Here is an 18,280-nt window from a genome sequence, read left to right as displayed (position 1 = left end):
TTGACAACATCAGCCCGGCATGGTTGACCGAAATCCGGACAAAGCGATCCCAGACAGACACCCCCGAAACGGACCGTTAACACATGTTCCGGAGAGCGACGCTCGATATGCGGACACCCCGGGCAGGAAAACGAGTTGACGAAAAAACCCGGGTCCCCACAGTGTCTGCGGGGACCCGGGCCTCATGTCAATCACTCGTGCGGCTCATCCTGCCGACAGTCCGTCAACCAAGTTCGACGGAACCGGGACCGGGGGCCGCACGCGGTCAGCGCTTGGCGCGCGAAGCGGCGCGGCCGCGCTCCTTCTGGTCCAGGACAACCTTGCGGATACGCACGGTCTCCGGGGTCACCTCGATGCACTCGTCCTCACGGCAGAACTCCAGGGACTGCTCCAGGGAGAGCTTGCGGGCCGGCACCACGTTCTCCGTGGTGTCGGCGGAAGCCGCACGCATGTTGGTGAGCTTCTTCTCCTTGGTGATGTTCACGTCCATGTCGTCGGCGCGGGAGTTCTCACCGATGATCATGCCCTCGTAGACCTCGGTGCCGGCCTCGGTGAAGATGACACCGCGCTCCTGGAGGTTGACCATCGCGAACGGCGTCACGGAACCCGCGCGGTCGGCGACCAGCGAGCCGTTGTGACGGGTGCGCAGCTCGCCGAACCACGGCTCGTGGCCCTCGAAGATGGAGTGCGCGATGCCCGTGCCGCGGGTCTGCGTCAGGAACTCCGTACGGAAGCCGATGAGGCCGCGGGACGGGACGATCCACTCCATGCGGACCCAGCCCGAACCGTGGTTCGTCATCGTCTCCATGCGGCCCTTGCGGGTCGCCATCAGCTGGGTGATCGCGCCGAGGTGCTCCTCGGGGGAGTCGATCGTCATGCGCTCGATCGGCTCGTGCGTCTTGCCGTCGATCTCCTTGGTGACGACCTCCGGCTTGCCGACCGTGAGCTCGAAGCCCTCACGGCGCATCTGCTCGACGAGGATGGCCAGCGCGAGCTCACCGCGGCCCTGGACCTCCCAGGCGTCGGGGCGCTCGGTGTCCAGGACCCGGAGCGAGACGTTACCGATCAGCTCGCGGTCGAGGCGGTCCTTCACCTGGCGGGCAGTGACCTTGTGGCCCTTGCCACCCTTGCCGACGAGCGGCGAGGTGTTCGTACCGATGGTCATCGAGATGGCCGGCTCGTCGACCGTGATCAGCGGCAGCGCGATCGGGTTCTCGGGGTCGGCCAGCGTCTCGCCGATCATGATGTCCGGGATCCCGGCGATGGCGCAGATGTCGCCGGGGCCTGCCACCTCGGCCGGCTTGCGGGTGAGCGCCTCGGTCATCAGCAGCTCGGTGATGCGGACGTTGGACATCGTGCCGTCGCGCTTGATCCAGGTGACGGTCTGGCCCTTGCGCAGCTCGCCCTGCTCGACGCGGCAGAGCGCGATACGGCCGAGGAAGTTGTCGGCGTCCAGGTTGGTGACGTGGGCCTGCAGCGGCGCCTCGTCGTCGTACCGCGGAGCCGGGACGTGCTCCAGGATCGTGCTGAAGAACGGCTCCAGGTTCTCGCTGTCGGCCGGGACGGTGCCGTCCTCGGGCTTGGTCAGCGAGGCGACGCCGTCGCGGGCGCAGGCGTAGACGATCGGGAACTCGATCTGGTCCTCGTCCGCGTCCAGGTCCAGGAACAGGTCGTACGTCTCGTCAACGACCTCGGCGATCCGGGAGTCGGGGCGGTCCGTCTTGTTGATGCAGAGGATGACCGGCATCTTCGCGGCGAGCGCCTTGCGCAGCACGAAGCGGGTCTGCGGGAGCGGGCCCTCGGAGGCGTCGACGAGCAGCACGACCGCGTCCACCATCGACAGACCGCGCTCGACCTCGCCGCCGAAGTCGGCGTGGCCGGGGGTGTCGATGATGTTGATCGTGATCGGGTCCCCGCCGTCCTTGGGGTGATACTTCACCGCCGTGTTCTTGGCGAGGATCGTGATGCCCTTCTCACGCTCCAGGTCGTTCGAGTCCATCATGCGTTCGTCGAGGTTCTCGGCGGCGTGCGCGGCGAAGGCGCCGGCCTGCCTGAGCATGGCGTCGACCAGCGTGGTCTTGCCGTGGTCGACGTGGGCGACGATGGCTACGTTACGGATGTCGTGGCGCGTGGGCATGGGTGGCTTGCGCTTCTCTCGGATCGTGGGATCAGGCGTCTCAGTCGCTCTCGGGTCCTCGTACGCCCGCCGGGCGGACGCGCCACGGCTACCCCCTATGGTACGGGGCTGGCGCCCGTGGCGGATTCACGGGCGAGAGTTACGAGCTCCCCCGCGATAGGGAGCGGATCAGCGAGCGGCGTCCTGCGGCTTCGATTGCAAGGCGGAGGAAGGAATCGACGCGGAGCGTCGTTGACTGACGACAACGCCGCAAGCGGAGTCGCAGGGCGTCGGGAGCCCGCTCCCTATCGTGGGGGAGGTCGTTACGGCCTCCTACTTCTACTTGTTCGCCGGGGCTTCGGCAGGTTGCGGCTTCTTGTTCGCCGGGGCTCCGGCAGGCTGCGGCTTCTTGAAACCGACGTCCTGGTAGTGGGGCACGGCGAAGCCGAAGGCGCCGACGTTCGCCAGCTTTTTGTCACTCGCCACGAGCTGCGGACGCTGATAGAGGGGAATCGATCCCGCGGCGGCCCAGATCCGGGCGTCGGCCTGCTGCATCAGGTCCCGGGCGGTCTCCTCGTCGAGCTCCGCGACCGCCTGGTCGAAGAGCTGGTCGATGTGGTCCGTACCGACGCGGGTGTAGTTCTGCTCGACCACCAGGGAGCCGTCGGTGGCAGGCACCGGCTTGGCGAAGATCGGGCGGTCGTCGGTCGCCGGGTAGGCGGTGGCGGGCCAGGAGTACAGCGCCATGTCGTAGTCGCCGGAAGCGATGTGGTCCTGGAAGTAGCTGTCGTCGGAGACCTTGGTGACGGCCGTACCGACGCCGATCGAATCGAGCATTGCCACGATCTTGTCCCCGACGGCACGCAGCGGTTCCGACCCGGGACCGGCCGGCAGGACGAAGCGCAGGGTCAGCGCCTTGCCGTCCTTGCCGAGCGGGCCACTGTGCGTGCCGGGGACCTGGGCGGGGGCCGCGGTGCCCGCGGGGGCATACGCACCGGCGGCGCCGCCCGACTGCTGGTCCTTCTTCCCGGCCTCGCTGCCCGCCTTGGCGCCGCCCGGCTTCTTGACCGCGCCCTCCCGCGTCCAGCCCGCGTCGGCCAGCAGCGCCTGCGCCTCCTCGGTGTCCTGGCCGCCGAGTGCGCCGCTGCTGTCCTGGTAGCCCGGCTGTCCTACCAGGGCCAGGTGGCTGCCGAGCGGCGTGGCGGGCAGACCGAGCGGTTTGAGTACGGTGTCGACGAGCTCCTGGCGGTTCAGGGCACGGGCGACCGCCTTGCGTACCCGTTCGTCGGCGAGCGGCCCGGACTGGCCGTTCAGAGCGAGCTGCGTGTAGGCGGGTCCCAGCGACTTGTGGACCGCGTACGCGCGCAGCTTGCCCTGCTCAGCGGCGTACGCATCGGCGGCTGCCCGGTTCTTCTCCCTGGCCGCCTGTGCGGCCGCCGCCTCCTTTTCGTCCGAGCCGTGTGCGTCGGCCCAGGAGCGCAGTGCGGCGGCCGGGCCGGCCCAGGAGCCGGGGCCGTGGGCGAGCGGCTGTCCGTTGCTTCCCTTGTCGCGGGCCGCCTGCACGATCCGGTGCGCCGCCGCGGCGTCGATGTCGGCGACGTCGACCTTCCCCTCGGTCAGGGCCTCGGTGCGGTCCTGCGGCTTGACGGCCCGGAAGACCAGCGAGTCGAGTTTGGCCCGGCTGCCCCACCAGTGCGGATCACGGACCAGGGTGACCTCGCCCTTCGCCGTGTCCACGCCGCTCAGCCGAAACGGTCCCGAGGTGGCCTTGAGGGTGGTCCGCGCACCGTTGTTGAAGGCGTCGGGGGAGCCGGTCACCTCCTTCGGGTACAGCGGGGAGAAGAGTGAACGCCAGTCCGCGTACGGCTTGGCGAAGGTGACCCGGACCTCTTGGTCGTCGGCGCCGCGCTCGATCTTCTCGATCCGTTCGTAGCCGGCGTTGCGGGCGGTCCAGAACTCCGAGTCCTTGCCGTTCAGCGCCCGCCACTGGGCCACGAAGTCGGACGCCCCGATATGCCGGCTGTCGCTCCACACCGCCTGCGGATTGATCCGGTAGAGCACCACCTGTCTGGGCTCGCGCTCGACCACCTCCGCGGACTTCAGATAGGCCGGGTCGAGCTGCGGCCTGCCCTTGGCGTCCAGCGGGAAGAGCGTCGGCAGCAGGGCGCCCGTGATGCGGGTGGTGGAGCTGTCCGCGTCGGCCTGGAAGGCGTTGAGGGTGGCGGGCACGGCGTCGATCGCCCAGTTGACGGTGCCCCCCGCGGCGACCATGTTCCGGGCCGCGACCGCGATGTCCTGGGGGGCGACGGCCCCGGCAGTGCCGCCACCGTCGTCGGAGCTGCAGCCGGCCAGTACGGGGAGCGTCAGCACACCCGTCGCGAGGAGTGCGAGCGGGCGGAGCTTTCGGGCCGTCCCCCGCGGGACGCCGACGTGGGACATGGCTGATACCTCCGGGGCCGGCCCGGCCCACCCGCACACGGATGGGCAGGATTGTGCATTTCTGGTGGAATATGCATTTGATCACATTTATTCTGTCTGTCCACTGAAGGCACCCCCTCACGAGAGGCGGCGCAGACACGGCGTCAGCGCCCCCGAACTTCACCCGTACGGCGGAAGCTCCCGCGAGACCGGAAAGGTTCGACAACCCTGCAAGGTCGCCCTTCCGTTTTCGGCCATCTTCAACGGCCTGCCTTGCCCGTCACACAGCCCGCGATCTAGGGTGAATGCGCTTTCAAAAGAGGTCGGTGCGTGCAACAGCAGGTGCTTGGGCACAGAAGAAGAAGCGGACGGTCGGTCGAGTGAGCGCCCCAACGGTGTACGACGTCGCCGAGCGGTCGGGCGTATCCATCGCCACGGTCTCCCGGGTCTACCGCACCCCCGATTCCGTACGTGCCCAGACCCGTGAGCGGGTCCTGGAGGCAGCCCGCGAACTCGGCTACGTACCGAGCGGCAGCGCCCGCGGACTCGCCAGCCGCGCCACCGGTGTGCTCGGCCTCTGCTTCCCCGACTACTCGGACCCGGACACCGAGACCGAGGCGGCGGCGACAGACGAGGACGACGACCACGCCTTCATGCTCTACTCCGACCAGATCATCCGGGGCATGGAGCGCGCGGCCCGACAGCACGGCTACGCCCTGCTGATCGCCGCCTCGCTCAAGGGCGGTCCGGAGAGTCTCGTCGCGAACGTGGCGGGCCGGGTGGACGGATTCGCGGTCCTGGCCGGCACCGTCCCCACCGCCGACCTCGAAGTGATCTCACGACGGCTGCCGGTGGTCATGCTGGCGGGCCCGCGCGGCATCGACCATCTCGATCACATCGTCGTCGCCAATGCCGACGGGCAGCGCGCGCTCACCCGGCACCTGATCGAGGACCACGGGCTGCGCCGCCTCGCCTTCGTCGGCGGAGAGGCCGCGTCCCCGGACGCCGAGGCCCGGTTCGTGGGCTTCCAGGAGGCGTGCCGCGAGGCGGGGCTTTCGGTGCCGGACGCCCCGGCCGTGCGGGCCACGATGATGACCCAGGCCGAGGGCCTGCGGGTCACGGAAGTGCTGCTCGACCAGGGCGGGGAACGGCCGCAGGCGATGCTGTTCGCCAATGACCAGATGGCCGTGGGCGCGCTGCGCGCACTGGAACGGCGCGGGATCCGGGTCCCGGAGGACATCGCCGTGACCGGGTTCGACGGGATTCCGCTGAGCCGGCTCGTACGCCCGCCGCTGACCACCGTGCGCCAGCCCATCCGACAGCTCGGCGCGCAGGCCGTCGAGCTGCTGGTGCAGCGGCTCGCCGACCGGGACCGTGATCCGGTCTCCCTGATGCTGCCGGTATCCATGGTCCGCCGGGCCAGCTGCGGCTGCCGCTGACCCCGCGGCGCAGGGTCAGCGGCACTTCCACCGCCGGCCCGTCCCGCGGGCCGGGTCAGCGCCCCAGGTGCTCCGTGAAGAACCGCCGCCGGTTCGCGTGCAGTTCGGCGGTCTCGTCCGCCTGTCCGTCGTACTCGAAGTGCCCCGCGCTGAGCACCTGGAGCTCACGCGGTCCGGCCAGCGCGTTGTGCACGGCGAACTGCCCGGGCGGCGGCACCGAGGGGTCGAAGAGCGCCGCGGCGACCAGCGTCGGCAGCTCGATGTGGGCGGCGGCCGTAGCGGCGTCGAAGTAGCTCAGCACGTCGGTGACCTCGGGGTGGTCCGCGAAGTACCCGCGCACCGCCTCACCGCTGCCGGCACAGGGCAGGGTGAGCCGCAACGGGTGGTTCCCGAAGGTGGGCACGGTCAGCTGGGCGGCCCCGAACCGGTCGTCCCAGGGCAGCGCGAGCGCCCCGAGCCCGCCCCCGAAACTCTCCCCGAGATAGCCGAGCCGAGGCACCTCCACCGGCCCCGGCACGCGGCCCGGCACCGCGTCCGCAACGAGGCCCGGCACGAGTTGCTGGAGGGCCGAGGCCGCGCACCACAGGTCGGCCACACAGTCCCCGATGACATACGTGTCGCGCGACTCGATCCCGTGCAGCACATGGCCCGCGGACTGGTCGGGTATGCCGGGCCGCAGCCCGCGAGTGCCCATCCCCCGTACGCACGGCAGGATCGCCGCCGCCTTGGGCAGCGGCAGCGGCACATCGGGACCCGCTTCCGCCCGGCCGCCGTAGCCGTGCCCGATGACGAATCCGTACTCCGCATCCCCCTCGGCAGGCAGCGCGACCCAGCCCCCGAGCCGCACACCGCCCACCGAGGTGAAGGTCACACCGTGGATCCGCACCCCGTCACGTTCGTCCTCCAGCGGGCCGATCTGCGGTTCCGTGGCGACCTGGCGGGCCTCCTCGTACCGGGCCTGCCAGAAGGCGGCGAAGTCGTCCGGGGCGGCGGGGGCGGGGATGTGCAGCAGGTCGTCGAGCGTGCGCCCGTACGCCGGATCGAAGGGGAAGTCATGTTCGAACGAAGTCATGATCACGACAGTATCGCCCCCCACCCGTGCCACTGCGGGCCGCCGATCACACGGATCAACACCGCGAAATAGGTCACATCGTTCCCAATTCCATGAAGACCCCGCTTACCGTGCCAAGTTGAACATTCAGGTGTCCAGCACGTTGCACGAGTGTGACGTAGCACCCTCTTGCGGATCCCCGAATCTCTGCCGCAGAGTGATGTATGCGCTTACAGGCAGCGCATACATTCGGATTGCTCGAGGAGGAGCCCTCCCATGCCCCGCACCGCCAGAAACGCCGCGATCGGTATCGCAGTGGCATCCGCGCTCACTTTCGGTCTCACCGCGTGCGGCAGTTCCGGTGGCGACGACGTCGCCGCGGACGAGAAGCAGACGATCACCGTCTGGGCCATGGGGGCCGAGGGCGACAAGCTCGCGGATGTGGCCAAGGTCTACGAGGAGGCCAACCCGAACATCACCGTGAAGGTGACCCCGATCGGCTGGGACGTCGCCCACCAGAAGCTGGTCTCCGCGGCCGCCGCCGGCACCCTGCCGGACGTGGCGCAGATGGGCGGCAGCTACATGGGCGAGTTCGCCGAGCTCGGCGTTCTGGAGCCCGTCGACACCAAGACGTTCGACGAGAAGGACTTCTTCCCGGCCGGATGGCAGCAGGGCGAGGTGGACGGTCAGGCGTACGGCGTGCCGTGGTACGTCGACACCCGCGTCCTCTACTACCGCACCGACCTGGCCGAGAAGGCCGGCATCACCGAGGCTCCGACCAACTGGAAGGAGATGAAGGACCTCGCCACGGCCTACCAGGAGAAGGCCGGAACCAAGTGGGGCCTGTCCATCCAGCCGAGCGGCCTGGACACGGTGCAGAACTTCTACTCCTTCCTGTACTCGGCCGGCGGCGAGATCATCAACGACAAGGGTGAGGTCGTCATCGACAGCCCCGAGGCCGTCAAGGCGCTCGAGGAGTACGGCTCGTACTTCGACAAGGGGCTCGCCAACAAGTCCGTGCAGCCCGGCTACGACGTCGTGAAGGACTTCGGCAACGGCCGCGTCCCGATGTTCTTCGGCGGCCCCTGGCACGTCACCATGCTGAACGAGAGCCAGCCGCAGATCGACGGCAAGTGGGCGGTGGCCAATGTGCCCGCCGACAAGGCCTCCGTCTCCATGGCCGGCGGTTCCTCCCTGGTGATCTCCAAGGACAGCGAGCACAAGGCGGCCGCCAAGGACTTCATCAAGTACCTGACCGACACCAAGGGCCAGGCCGACTGGTACAAGCGCACCAACGACCTGCCGGCCAACACCTCGGCCTGGAACTCCGGTGAACTCGCCGACGACGCCAACCTTCAGGTCTTCAAGAAGCAGATGGACACCGCCAAGGCATCCCCGACGCTGCCCAACTGGACGGAGATCACCGACAAGGTCGACCAGGCCATCGCCAAGGTGACCCAGGGCAAAGCGTCCGCCGAGGACGCGCTCAAGACGGCCCAGTCCGAAATCGAAGGCCTCGTGAAGTAGGAGTCATGCGCACCATGACCTCAAAGGCCGCTCAGTCGGCCAAGGTGCAGGCCGGGCCGGGGACTGCCAAGTCCCCGGCCACCGGGCCCGCAGGTCGCCGGGGTGGCAAGAAGTCGTCGATGGGCGTGCAGAACCTGGCCGGCTGGCTGTTCTCCACTCCCTTCCTCATCCTCTTCCTCGTCTTCATGGCGTTCCCGATCGTCGCGACGCTGGTGATGAGCTTCACGGACTTCGGGCTGCGCAATGTCACGAACCCGTGGGACGCGAACTTCGTCGGCTTCGAGAACTACATCAATCTGTTCAGCGACGAAAAGTTCCTCAAGGCGCTGTTCAACACGGTGTACTTCGTGGTGGTCGGTGTCCCGCTGACGATCCTCCTCGGGCTGGTCGTCGCCGTACTGCTGAACAACGGCATCGACCGGGCACGGACCTTCTTCCGCGTCGGTTTCTACGCCCCGGTGGTCACGAGCATCGTCGCGGTCGCCGTGGTCTGGCGGTTCGTGCTCGACCCGGTCGACGGGCTCGTCGCGGGGCTCTTCGCCGAAGTGGGCCTCACCTCGCCCGACTTCCTCGGCTCCGAGACGCTCGCCATGCCCTCGTTGATCGCCATGGCGGTCTGGCGCAACCTCGGCACGGTCATGGTGCTCTTCATCGCTGGTCTGCAGGCCATTCCCACCGAGGTGCGGGAGGCCGCGCGGCTGGACGGTGCCGGTACCTGGCAGGAGTTCAGGGGCATCACCGTGCCCCTGCTTCGGCCCACGCTGCTGTACGCGACGGTGATCACCACCATCGGCTACCTCAATGTCTTCGAGGAGCCGTTCGTGATGACCCAGGGCGGCCCCTCGGACTCCACGCTCACCGTCTCGCTGGACATGTACCGCGAAGGCTTCAACTTCTTCCACATGGGCTATGCGAGTGCCATGGCATATGTCCTCTTCGTAGTGATCATGGGCATCACGGTGCTGCAGCTCCGACTGCTGAAGGACAACACGAAATGAGCGCCACCAGTGCACCGGGCGCCGTCTCGACGGCGCCGTCGAAGAAGCCCGGGGACATGAAGACGCCCGGGGACATGCAGCCGTCCAAGCCGAAGAAGGCCCGCAACCTGCGGCGTCCCCTCGTCTACGTCCTGCTCTCGATCGGCCTGCTGATCATGTCGGCGCCGTTCCTGTGGATGGCGCTCTCGGCATTCAAGACGCCGCAGGAGCTGACCGCGAGCCCGCCGGTGTGGATCCCGACCGAGTGGACCCTGGACAACTTCCGGGAGCTGCTCGACAAGCTCGATCTGCCGCTGTACTTCATGAACTCGGTCGTCGTGGCGGTGCTGGTCACCGTCTCGAACCTGGTGTTCTGCTCGATGCTCGGGTACGCCCTGGCCAAGCTGAACTTCGTCGGACGCAACAAGATCTTCGGCCTGGTGCTCGGCGCCCTGATGGTGCCCGGCAACCTGATGCTGCTGCCGCTCTTCGTGCTGATGAGCAAGCTGAACCTGATCGACTCGTACGCCGCTCTGGTGCTGCCGTTCGCCGCCGGGGCCTTCGGTGTCTTCCTGATGCGGCAGTTCATGCAGTCGATACCGGACGAGCTGCTGGAAGCGGCCCGGATGGACGGCGCCGGTGAGTGGTACATCTTCTGGCGGATCGTGATGCCGCTGGTGAAGCCCGCCCTGGCAACGCTTTCGATCTTCACGTTCCTGGGCTCCTGGAACAACTTCGTCTGGCCGCTCATCGCGACCAACGACCCCGACAAGTACACCCTTCCGGTCGCCCTGGCCACCTTCGCCACCGACCCCAACCAGGCGGGCGGATCCAACGGCGTGCTGATGGCCGGGTCCTTCCTGATCGTGCTGCCGGTCCTGGTCGTCTTCATCGCGCTCCAGCGGCACTTCACCCAGGGCATCGCGACGGCGGGCATGAAGTAGCCCGCCCGGCAGCCCCACCGAAACACAACCGGCCGCGCCCCACACCCCTGCCGGCCACCCCCCTTCATCACCAGAAAGACAGTTTGCGATGACTCACACGCAGGTCCCGTTCCCCGAAGGCTTCCTGTGGGGTGCCTCCACCGCCGCCCACCAGATCGAGGGCAACAACACCAACTGCGACTGGTGGGTCAAGGAGCACGCGGCGGGCACCCACATCCAGGAGCCCAGCCTGGACGCCTGCGACAGCTACCACCGCTGGCACGAGGACATGGACGTGCTCGCCGGACTGGGCTTCACCGACTACCGGTTCTCCATCGAGTGGGCACGCATCGAACCGGCCGAGGGCCAGTTCTCCCGGGCCGAACTCGCCCACTACCGCCGCATGGTCGAGGGCGCCATCGAGCGCGGCCTGCGCCCCATGATCACCCTGCACCACTTCACCGTGCCGCAGTGGTTCGAGGCGCGCGGCGGCTGGACCGCCGACGGCGCGGTCGAGCTCTTCGCCCGCTATGTCGCGGCCTGCGCACCGGTGATCGGCGAGGGCGTCAGCCACGTCTGCACCATCAATGAGCCGAACATGATCGCCGTGATGGCCGGCCAGGCCAAGCGGGGCGACAACAGCTTCCCGCCCGCCGGTCTGCCGACCCCCGACGACGAGACCACCCGGGCCGTCATCGCCGCCCACCATGCGGCCGTCAAGGAGGTCAAGGCGATCAATGCCGGCATCCAGGTCGGCTGGACCATCGCCAACCAGGTCTACCAGGCCCTGCCCGGCGCCGAGGACGTCACCGCGGCCTACCGCCACCCCCGCGAGGACATCTTCATCGAGGCCGCACGCGGCGACGACTGGATCGGCGTGCAGTCCTACACCCGGACCAAGATCGGCACCGACGGCCCCATCCCGACGCCCGACGGCGTCGAGCGCACCCTCACGCAGTGGGAGTACTACCCCTGCGCGGTCGGCTACGCGCTGCGCCACACCGCTGAGGTCCTGGGCAACGACGTGCCTCTGATCGTGACCGAGAACGGCATCGCGACCGACGACGACACCCGCCGGATCGACTACTACACCGGCGCTCTGAACGAGGTCGCGTCCGCGCTGGAGGACGGCATCAACATCCAGGGCTACCTGGCCTGGAGCGCGCTCGACAATTACGAGTGGGGCTCCTACAAGCCGACCTTCGGCCTGATCGGCTGGAACCCGGAGACCTTCGAGCGCCTGCCCAAGCCGTCCGCCGTCTGGCTGGGCGAGATGGGCCGCACGCGCGCGCTGCCGCGCATCGCCGACTGACGTCGGCCCCCGACCGGGAGCAACCTGACTGCTCCCGCCCGTACGGGAACCGGCGACACCTGACGGACGCCGGTTCCCGTACAGCTCTGCCCGCGCGCGGCGCCGCCCGTGTCCAGCCCCGCCCACGCGCGGCGCCCGCGCGGGTGCCCGTGCGCACCATCTGCCCTGTGGGGGCGTCGCGGCCACGGGTGCGGGTGCCGTCGCCGGGGTCACCCGAATAGTCGAGCCGCAGGGCGCCCCCGGCGGTGAGGACCGGTACCACGACCACCAGGACCGCTCCCAGCGCGATCCGTCCCTGCCACCGGCATCGCCCCCGATCGTCGGGTCGCGGGTGACACAGGGTGGACATAGCCTCACGAATGTGATGCCGCTCGTGAGCCGTACCCGGATATCCATACCGGGCCTGGCCCTTCTCGCCGTGCTGCTGACGGTGTGCTCGCCGGCCCTCTGCGCCGCGCCGACCGCTCGCGCCGACGATCCCGTCGCACTGTCCGGGGACGGGCGGATCACCGACAAGGTGGGGGCGCTCGGGAACCGCAGGGACCAGGTCACGGCCGCACTCGACCGGCTGTACGCCGACCGCCGCATCCAGCTCTTCGTGGTGTACGTACGGGACTTCTCCGGCTGGTCCGCGCAGAGCTGGGCCGACGAGACGGCCAACCGTAACGGCCTCGGCCGCGACGACGTCCTGCTCGCCGTCGCCACCCACGACCGGCAGTACGCGTACACCGTCGAACAGGGCTCGCGCCTCACCGACGCCCAGCTCCGGGACGTGGTGAGCACGGCGATCGAACCCACGCTCAGGGAGCGCGACTGGGCCGGCGCGGCGATCGGCGCCGCGAACGGGTACTCCGCCGTGCTGGCCGACAAGGCCGTGCCCACCCCGACGATCACACCCGGCATCGCCGATCCCGGAACCGGGAGTTCCGTCGGGACGAGTACCGGGGACCTGATTCTGCCGGTGGTCGTCGCCGGCGGAGCGGCGGCGGTCGCCGGCTGTGCGTACGTCCGGCGCAGGAGGCGGGCCACGACCCGCACCACGCCCGGTGCGACCGGCTGGGGTGGCCGGGGCCGGTGATCCCCAGCTCAGAACATGCTCAGCAGCTGCTCGACCGTGCGCTCGGCGGCCGGCTCCCCGTCGGGCAGCGCCAGTTCGAACCAGACGGTCTTGCCGCGCGGTGTCCGTCTGGCCCCCCAGGCCTCGCTCAGCATCCCGACCAGCTGCAGCCCGCGCCCGCCCTCGTCGGTGTCGCGTGCCCGCCGTCGCCGCGGCTGGACGAGACCCGCGTCCCATACCTCGCACACGAGCGTACGGTCGCGCAGCAGCCGGAGCCTGATCTCGCCCTCGCCGTACCGCAGGGCGTTGGTGACTAGTTCACTGACCAGCAGTTCGGTGGTGTCCACCAGCTCCTCGAGGTCCCAGGCGAGCAACTGCCCACGGGCCAGTTCACGGGCCCGGCCGACGGAGCGGGGCTCGCGGGGCAGCCGCCAGTCGCCGACGGCGTCGACGGGCAGCCCCTGGATGCGGGCCATGAGCAGGGCGATGTCGTCCTCGCCGTGCCGGGTGTCGAGGGTGGTCAGTACCCGGTCGCAAACGTCTTCGAGCGGCCGTTCCGGTTCGACGAGCGCACTGCGCAGGGCATCCAGCCCTTCGTCGAGCGGGTGGTCGCGGGACTCGACGAGGCCGTCCGTGTAGAGGGCGAGCAGGGCGCCCTCCTTCAGTTCGACTTCGACCTCCTCGACGGGTTCGCTGCCGACGCCGAGCGGCATCCCGGGCGGGATGTCGAGCAGCATGGCCGGTTGGCCCGGCTCGACCACGGCAGGGGGGAGATGGCCGGCGTTGGCGAAGGTGCACCGCCGGGTGACCGGGTCGTAGACCGCGTACACGCAGGTCGCCAGGTACACCTCGGAGAGATCTGCCTCCCGGGACTTGTGGGCGGCCCGTGAAAGCCACTGGGCGCCGCCGCCGAAACCGTTGGATGAGGAGGTGCCGCCGCCGGGGGTGCCGAGCCCGCGGGCGACCTCGTCAAGCGCGGAGAGCACCTCGGCGGGCTCCAGGTCCAGCAGAGCCAGGGTCCGCACGGCGGTGCGCAGTTCGCCCATGGCCACGGCGGCCCGCAGGCCACGGCCCATGACGTCGCCGACGACGAGGGCGGTCCGGTGGCCGGGGAGTTCGATCACGTCGAACCAGTCGCCGCCCACCTCGGTGGCGGTGTTGCCGGGGAGGTAGCGGCAGGCGATGTCCAGGCCGGCGGCCACCGGGTCGCCGGGTGGCAGGAGGCTGCGCTGGAGGATCAGTGCGCGCTCGTGCTCGCGGCGGTAGAGGCGGGCGTTGTCGATACAGACCGCGGCGCGGGCGGCGAGTTCGGTGGCCAGTGCACGGTCTCTCTCGCCGAAGGGTTCGCTGCCCTTCGTGCGGGAGAACTGGACGAGACCGACCACCGTGTCGTGGGCGACCATCGGCACGGCGAGCGTGGACTGGACGAAGCCCCGTTCGTCGCCGGGCACATCCTCAACACGACGGGTGCGCAGTGCCATGGCGCAGGGCGAGTTGTACGAGAACCGGTGCACGGCGCCGAGCGCGGGCGGGCCGGTGCCCGGGGCGGGTACGCCGGTGTCCGTGGCGGTGACCGGCAGGGCGTCCGACACGGCGCTGGCAAGGGCGACCCGGCGCAGTTCGGCCGAGCCGCCGAAGGATTCCTGACGGAGCGAATCCCAGCTGCCGGGCGGCGCATCGTCGCCGGTGAGCAGCCCCTGGTAGAGGTCGACGGAGGCGAGGTCGCAGAAGCCGGGGACAGCGACATCGAGGAGTTCGCGGGCGGTGGTCTCCAGGTCGAGGGAGTTTCCGATACGGGCACTGGCCTCGTTGAGCAGGGCGAGATTGCGGCGGGCGCTGGCGGCCTCGCGGGCGGCGATGTGCCGTCGGGTCACATCGGTGGCCAGTCCGGCGATGCCGATGGGGCGGCCCGATCCGCTGTGCACACGGTAGAGGTTCATGGACCAGTGGCGGGTTTCGCTGTCGCCGGGCGCGGTGCCGACGAGCTGGAGATCGGTGACGGATGCGCCGGTCGCCAGAACGCGTTCCAGCATGGCGGTGAGCCGGTCGGCCTCGGGACGGGACAGGTAGTCGTCGACCGTACGGCCGCGGTGGTCGGCGGCCCGGCCGCCGAAGACGGTGGCGAAGCGCTGGTTGGCCCGTACCACCGTGAGGTCCATACCGAACAGCACGAAACCGAAGGGAGATTGGCCGAATATGGCCTGTGATGCAGCAAGGTCCGTCTCGATGCGGCGCAGCGCGCGGACGTCCACGACGATGCAGAGCGCGGCCCGTTCCCCGGTCTTGGTCTCGCTCGGCATCACATAGATCTCGGCGAGCCCGTGCACGGGGTCCTCGTCCTGTATCCGGAAGGGGACGAGGCCTGTCCACTCCCTGCCGTCGAGGATCTCCCGGACCCGGCGGTGGCCGTCCATGCGCAGTTCGGCAGGCATGAACGCCTCAACCGGATCCATGCCCACCACTTTTTCTGCGGGAATGCCGAAGAGGCCGGCGGCCCGCCGGCTCCACTGCTCGATCAGGCCGTCGGGGCCGATCGAGAAGGAGGCGACCCTGATGTAGTCATAGATCGAGCCAGGCGGACTGCTCTGCCACACAACGTCGCCCGCCGTCCCAGGTATTTCGCTCACGCGACCGTCCCCTCCAGCTCACACACCGGACCGGTCCTGCCCGCAGTATTCAGCACTGCGGCCCGTACCGGCACGGCGTTCACGATCACAGCACGGTTTCAGTCCCTTTCAGCCAGGTTCTGCCCGACCTCTGGTGATCGCTGTGCGTCCCACCCCACTCCTAACCAGGCAGGGCCAGCTCGAACCACACGGTCTTGCCGGTCTTTCCGCGTCTGGTCCCCCAGCGGCGAGCAGAACAGGCCACCAGCTGCAGCCCTCGGCCGCCCTCGTCGTCGGGGCCCGCCATACGTTCGGTGGGCGGATCCGGAAGCGGATCGGAGACTTCTACGAGCAGTCCGGGGCGGACGGCCGGGGCGTGACCGTTGGGATGAGGGCGCAGCAGCCGTACTCCGATGGGGCCGGATGTGTACTGCATGGAGTTGGTCACCAACTCGCTGACCAGCAGAACTGTCATATCCCCGACAGCAGCGTCGAGCCCCCAGCCGCGCAACGCCTCATGAACTGCATGCCGCGCGGAACGCACGGCGCCCGGCACAGCCGGAAAGGTCCACTCGGCGCAGTCGCCTTCGGTGTCGATCACGCCGATCACTTCCCAAGACCAGCAACGGGGAACGTCCTACTTACGGGGGTCAATCAGGACATACCCGATATTTAGGGTGAATTATCGCCGGTATCAACACGTGGGGCGTACGGGTGTATGGCCGCGCGCACGGACAGATGCAGACAGAGAGAGGGGCGCACGGGGCAATCGGCGAGCGCCGCCATCCACGCCGCCGACGCTCGCCACAGCGTTCCGCATCAGCGGTGCGCGCCGTCCGGCAACCGGCGCATCGCCTCCGCGACCGCGGGCAGGTCCTGATCCAGCCAGTCGACCGCGTCGCTCTCGCCGGGACCGAGCCAGCGCAGTTCGTCGTGATCCTGGAGCGGTGCGGGCACCCCGGACACCAGCCGGGCCGTCCACACCTGGAGCACATACCCGGGCTTCAGCGGCCACTCACCGGGGATGCGCTCCAGCGGTTCCACCTCCACGCCGAGCTCCTCGCGGAGTTCCCGCACGAGCGCCTGCTCGCCGCTCTCCCCCGGCTCCAGCTTCCCGCCTGGAAGCTCCCACCGGCCGGCCAGCTCGGGCGGGGCGCTCCGGCGCGCAGCCAGCAGGCGGCCCCGGTCGTAGACGGCTCCGGCCACCACCACACGATCGTTCATGAGCCGGAGCGTAACGCCCCCGCCCGGCCCCCGGCGGACGCCCTCCTACCGGGCGCTCCGCCCGATGCGCTCCACCCAGTAGAGCTGCTTGTGGCCATGGGTGTCGAGCTGGTCGGCGATCCTCTGGGCCTCGCCCTGCGTGGCGTATCTGCCGACGCGGTAGCGATTGCCGTTGTCGTCCTGCCGTATCACCAGCCACAGGAGCTCGGCACTGCTGTCGCTCATCGCGCCCCTGCCCGGCATCGCACCCCTCCGTCACACGGCATGCACGTCTCTAAGGATCCCCAGGAAACCGCAGTACGCATATGCCGGAGCCTACGCCCGATCTTCACTCAACGGATACGTAATTTCACAAAGAGATACTGCTCCGGCCATAAATAACGGGCGCACCCAGCCGGATGCGCCCCGCAGCGGCTACGTGCCGGTCCGCCGGCCCCGGTGTGCCGCGTTGTCCCGGTCCCTACGCTCCCGCCATCGCCGCCGTCACCGCCTCGGCCACGGGAACCGGCAGGGCGTCAGCTTGTCGTCACCGACGCCGCACACCGCACTCCGGGTTCCGGTCACCTGACCGGAAGGTGGTAGCCGACCCGGAAACGATCGGCGGGCACCACCACGTCCGCCGTCTCGACCGCGCGACCCGATGCGTAATACGTACGCTCGATCACCATCACCACATGGCCCGGTACGCCGCCGAGCGCCAGGAGCTCCTCCGCCAGCCCCGGGCGCGCGCCGACCTGCTCGGCCACGTTGTCCACGACGACATCGATCGCGGCCATTCGCTCGACCACCCCGCAGCCACCCAAAGGGCCCTCCTCCGGCAGCATCACCGGCGTACGCCCCGTCACGGCAAGGGGTTCCCAGGAGGTGGAGAGCATCATCGGCTCCCCGGCCTCCCGGAAGGTGTATTTCGTGCGCATCACCCGGTCGCCCGGTTCGATGCCCAGGCGCTCGGCGATCTCGCCGCTCGCGCCCTCCTGCTCACTGCGGGACTCCCAGGTCCCGCGCACACCCTCCGCCGTCTGCTCCTGGCGGAACGGGCTGGCCGCGCCCCGGGTCCGGTAGCCGGAGCGGGCGATCCGGCGGGGGACCGGACGCTCACGCACATACGTACCGGAGCCGGAGCGCCCCTCGACCAGGCCCTCGGCCATGAGCACCTTCCGCGCCTCCAGCGCGACGGTGTCCGAGACTCCGTACTCCTCGCGGATACGGGCCTGCGAGGGCAGGCGCGTATGCGGCGGCAGCGAACCGCTGACGATCTTCTCTCTCAGATCGCTTGCAACGCGCAGATAGGCGGGCTGCTCACCGAAAGCCACAGGCCACTCCCAACAGGTTGACAGTCTGCAACAGCCTGTCAACCGACGGTTGTTGATCGCAAGTGCAGGCCAAAGTTTCACCCGAAGTGATGATTCATCATGATCTCGCGCATTCCCACCGCCGATAGCCGGAGATGCGCCGGCGGCAGGGCGTGTGGGGCGGCCTCGGATGCGACCGCCCCACACACTCGACGAACTACGGAGCCGTCATCAGAACTGCGGCCCAGCGCTTCGATGCCTGCTGCCCGGTGCGCCGGTCGGGGCCCCGGCGGCGCGAGACGACACGGCTGGCGCGGCGCAGCTGCTTCTGCGCGCGG

The 18,280-nt window shown here is 69.2% G+C and carries 13 protein-coding genes and 1 pseudogene; 6 read left to right on the top strand and 8 right to left on the bottom strand.

Going from position 1 to position 18,280, the window contains the following annotated elements; genetic code table 11:
* Nucleotides 1-265: 265 nt before the first annotated feature.
* Nucleotides 266-2,137: a translational GTPase TypA gene (typA, locus tag ABT115_RS04835; protein ID WP_351784094.1), complete on the bottom strand. Its 1,872-nt coding sequence runs from the start codon at nucleotides 2,135-2,137 to the stop codon at nucleotides 266-268.
* Nucleotides 2,138-2,455: 318 nt separating this feature from the next.
* Nucleotides 2,456-4,555, bottom strand: coding sequence for an ABC transporter family substrate-binding protein (locus tag ABT115_RS04830; protein ID WP_351784092.1), 2,100 nt, complete (start codon nucleotides 4,553-4,555; stop codon nucleotides 2,456-2,458).
* A 359-nt stretch (nucleotides 4,556-4,914) separates the two neighbouring features.
* Between ABT115_RS04830 and ABT115_RS04825 the strand changes: the two genes are divergently transcribed.
* Nucleotides 4,915-5,973, top strand: coding sequence for a LacI family DNA-binding transcriptional regulator (locus ABT115_RS04825; protein WP_351784090.1), 1,059 nt, complete (start codon nucleotides 4,915-4,917; stop codon nucleotides 5,971-5,973).
* A gap of 55 nt (nucleotides 5,974-6,028) precedes the next feature.
* Here ABT115_RS04825 and ABT115_RS04820 read toward each other — a convergent pair whose 3' ends face one another.
* Nucleotides 6,029-7,045 carry an acetylxylan esterase gene (locus ABT115_RS04820; RefSeq protein WP_351784088.1) on the bottom strand — a complete coding sequence of 339 codons (1,017 nt, stop codon included), beginning with the start codon at nucleotides 7,043-7,045 and terminating at the stop codon, nucleotides 6,029-6,031.
* Between the two features lie 255 nt (nucleotides 7,046-7,300).
* Here ABT115_RS04820 and ABT115_RS04815 point away from each other — a divergent pair, with 255 nt between their 5' ends.
* The 5 genes and pseudogenes from ABT115_RS04815 to ABT115_RS04795 all read left to right on the top strand — a co-directional run.
* Entirely contained in the window at nucleotides 7,301-8,551 is a 1,251-nt protein-coding gene (locus tag ABT115_RS04815; protein WP_351784086.1) for a sugar ABC transporter substrate-binding protein, read from the top strand.
* Between the two features lie 5 nt (nucleotides 8,552-8,556).
* On the top strand, nucleotides 8,557-9,549 hold the full coding sequence (locus tag ABT115_RS04810; protein WP_351784084.1) for a carbohydrate ABC transporter permease: 993 nt from the start codon (nucleotides 8,557-8,559) through the stop codon (nucleotides 9,547-9,549).
* A 56-nt stretch (nucleotides 9,550-9,605) separates the two neighbouring features.
* Nucleotides 9,606-10,472: a carbohydrate ABC transporter permease gene (locus ABT115_RS04805; protein ID WP_351784498.1), complete on the top strand. Its 867-nt coding sequence runs from the start codon at nucleotides 9,606-9,608 to the stop codon at nucleotides 10,470-10,472.
* Between the two features lie 88 nt (nucleotides 10,473-10,560).
* A complete protein-coding gene (locus tag ABT115_RS04800; protein WP_351784082.1) occupies nucleotides 10,561-11,763 on the top strand; it encodes a glycoside hydrolase family 1 protein in 1,203 nt (400 codons plus the stop codon).
* Between the two features lie 364 nt (nucleotides 11,764-12,127).
* Nucleotides 12,128-12,829: pseudogene (locus ABT115_RS04795) on the top strand (TPM domain-containing protein); the annotation flags it as partial.
* Nucleotides 12,830-12,849: 20 nt separating this feature from the next.
* On the opposite strand, the gene ABT115_RS04790 reads toward ABT115_RS04795, so the two are convergent.
* From ABT115_RS04790 to ABT115_RS04770, 5 genes are all read right to left on the bottom strand, one after another.
* Nucleotides 12,850-15,414, bottom strand: a complete 2,565-nt coding sequence (locus ABT115_RS04790; protein WP_351784496.1) for a SpoIIE family protein phosphatase — start codon at nucleotides 15,412-15,414, stop codon at nucleotides 12,850-12,852.
* A gap of 193 nt (nucleotides 15,415-15,607) precedes the next feature.
* Nucleotides 15,608-16,036 (bottom strand): ATP-binding protein, encoded by a 429-nt coding sequence (locus ABT115_RS04785; RefSeq protein WP_351784080.1) that lies wholly within the window; start codon nucleotides 16,034-16,036, stop codon nucleotides 15,608-15,610.
* A gap of 209 nt (nucleotides 16,037-16,245) precedes the next feature.
* Complete coding sequence (locus ABT115_RS04780; RefSeq protein WP_351784078.1) at nucleotides 16,246-16,650, bottom strand: (deoxy)nucleoside triphosphate pyrophosphohydrolase; 405 nt, start codon at nucleotides 16,648-16,650, stop codon at nucleotides 16,246-16,248.
* A 45-nt stretch (nucleotides 16,651-16,695) separates the two neighbouring features.
* Nucleotides 16,696-16,875, bottom strand: a complete 180-nt coding sequence (locus ABT115_RS04775; RefSeq protein ID WP_351784076.1) for an SPOR domain-containing protein — start codon at nucleotides 16,873-16,875, stop codon at nucleotides 16,696-16,698.
* A 335-nt stretch (nucleotides 16,876-17,210) separates the two neighbouring features.
* Entirely contained in the window at nucleotides 17,211-17,963 is a 753-nt protein-coding gene (locus ABT115_RS04770; RefSeq protein ID WP_351784074.1) for a GntR family transcriptional regulator, read from the bottom strand.
* Between the last annotated feature and the right edge of the window lie 317 nt (nucleotides 17,964-18,280).

The organism is Streptomyces sp. NPDC001832, assembly GCF_040297265.1.
GTDB lineage: Bacteria > Actinomycetota > Actinomycetes > Streptomycetales > Streptomycetaceae > Streptomyces.
This window is presented reverse-complemented; position numbering and strand designations above follow the sequence as displayed.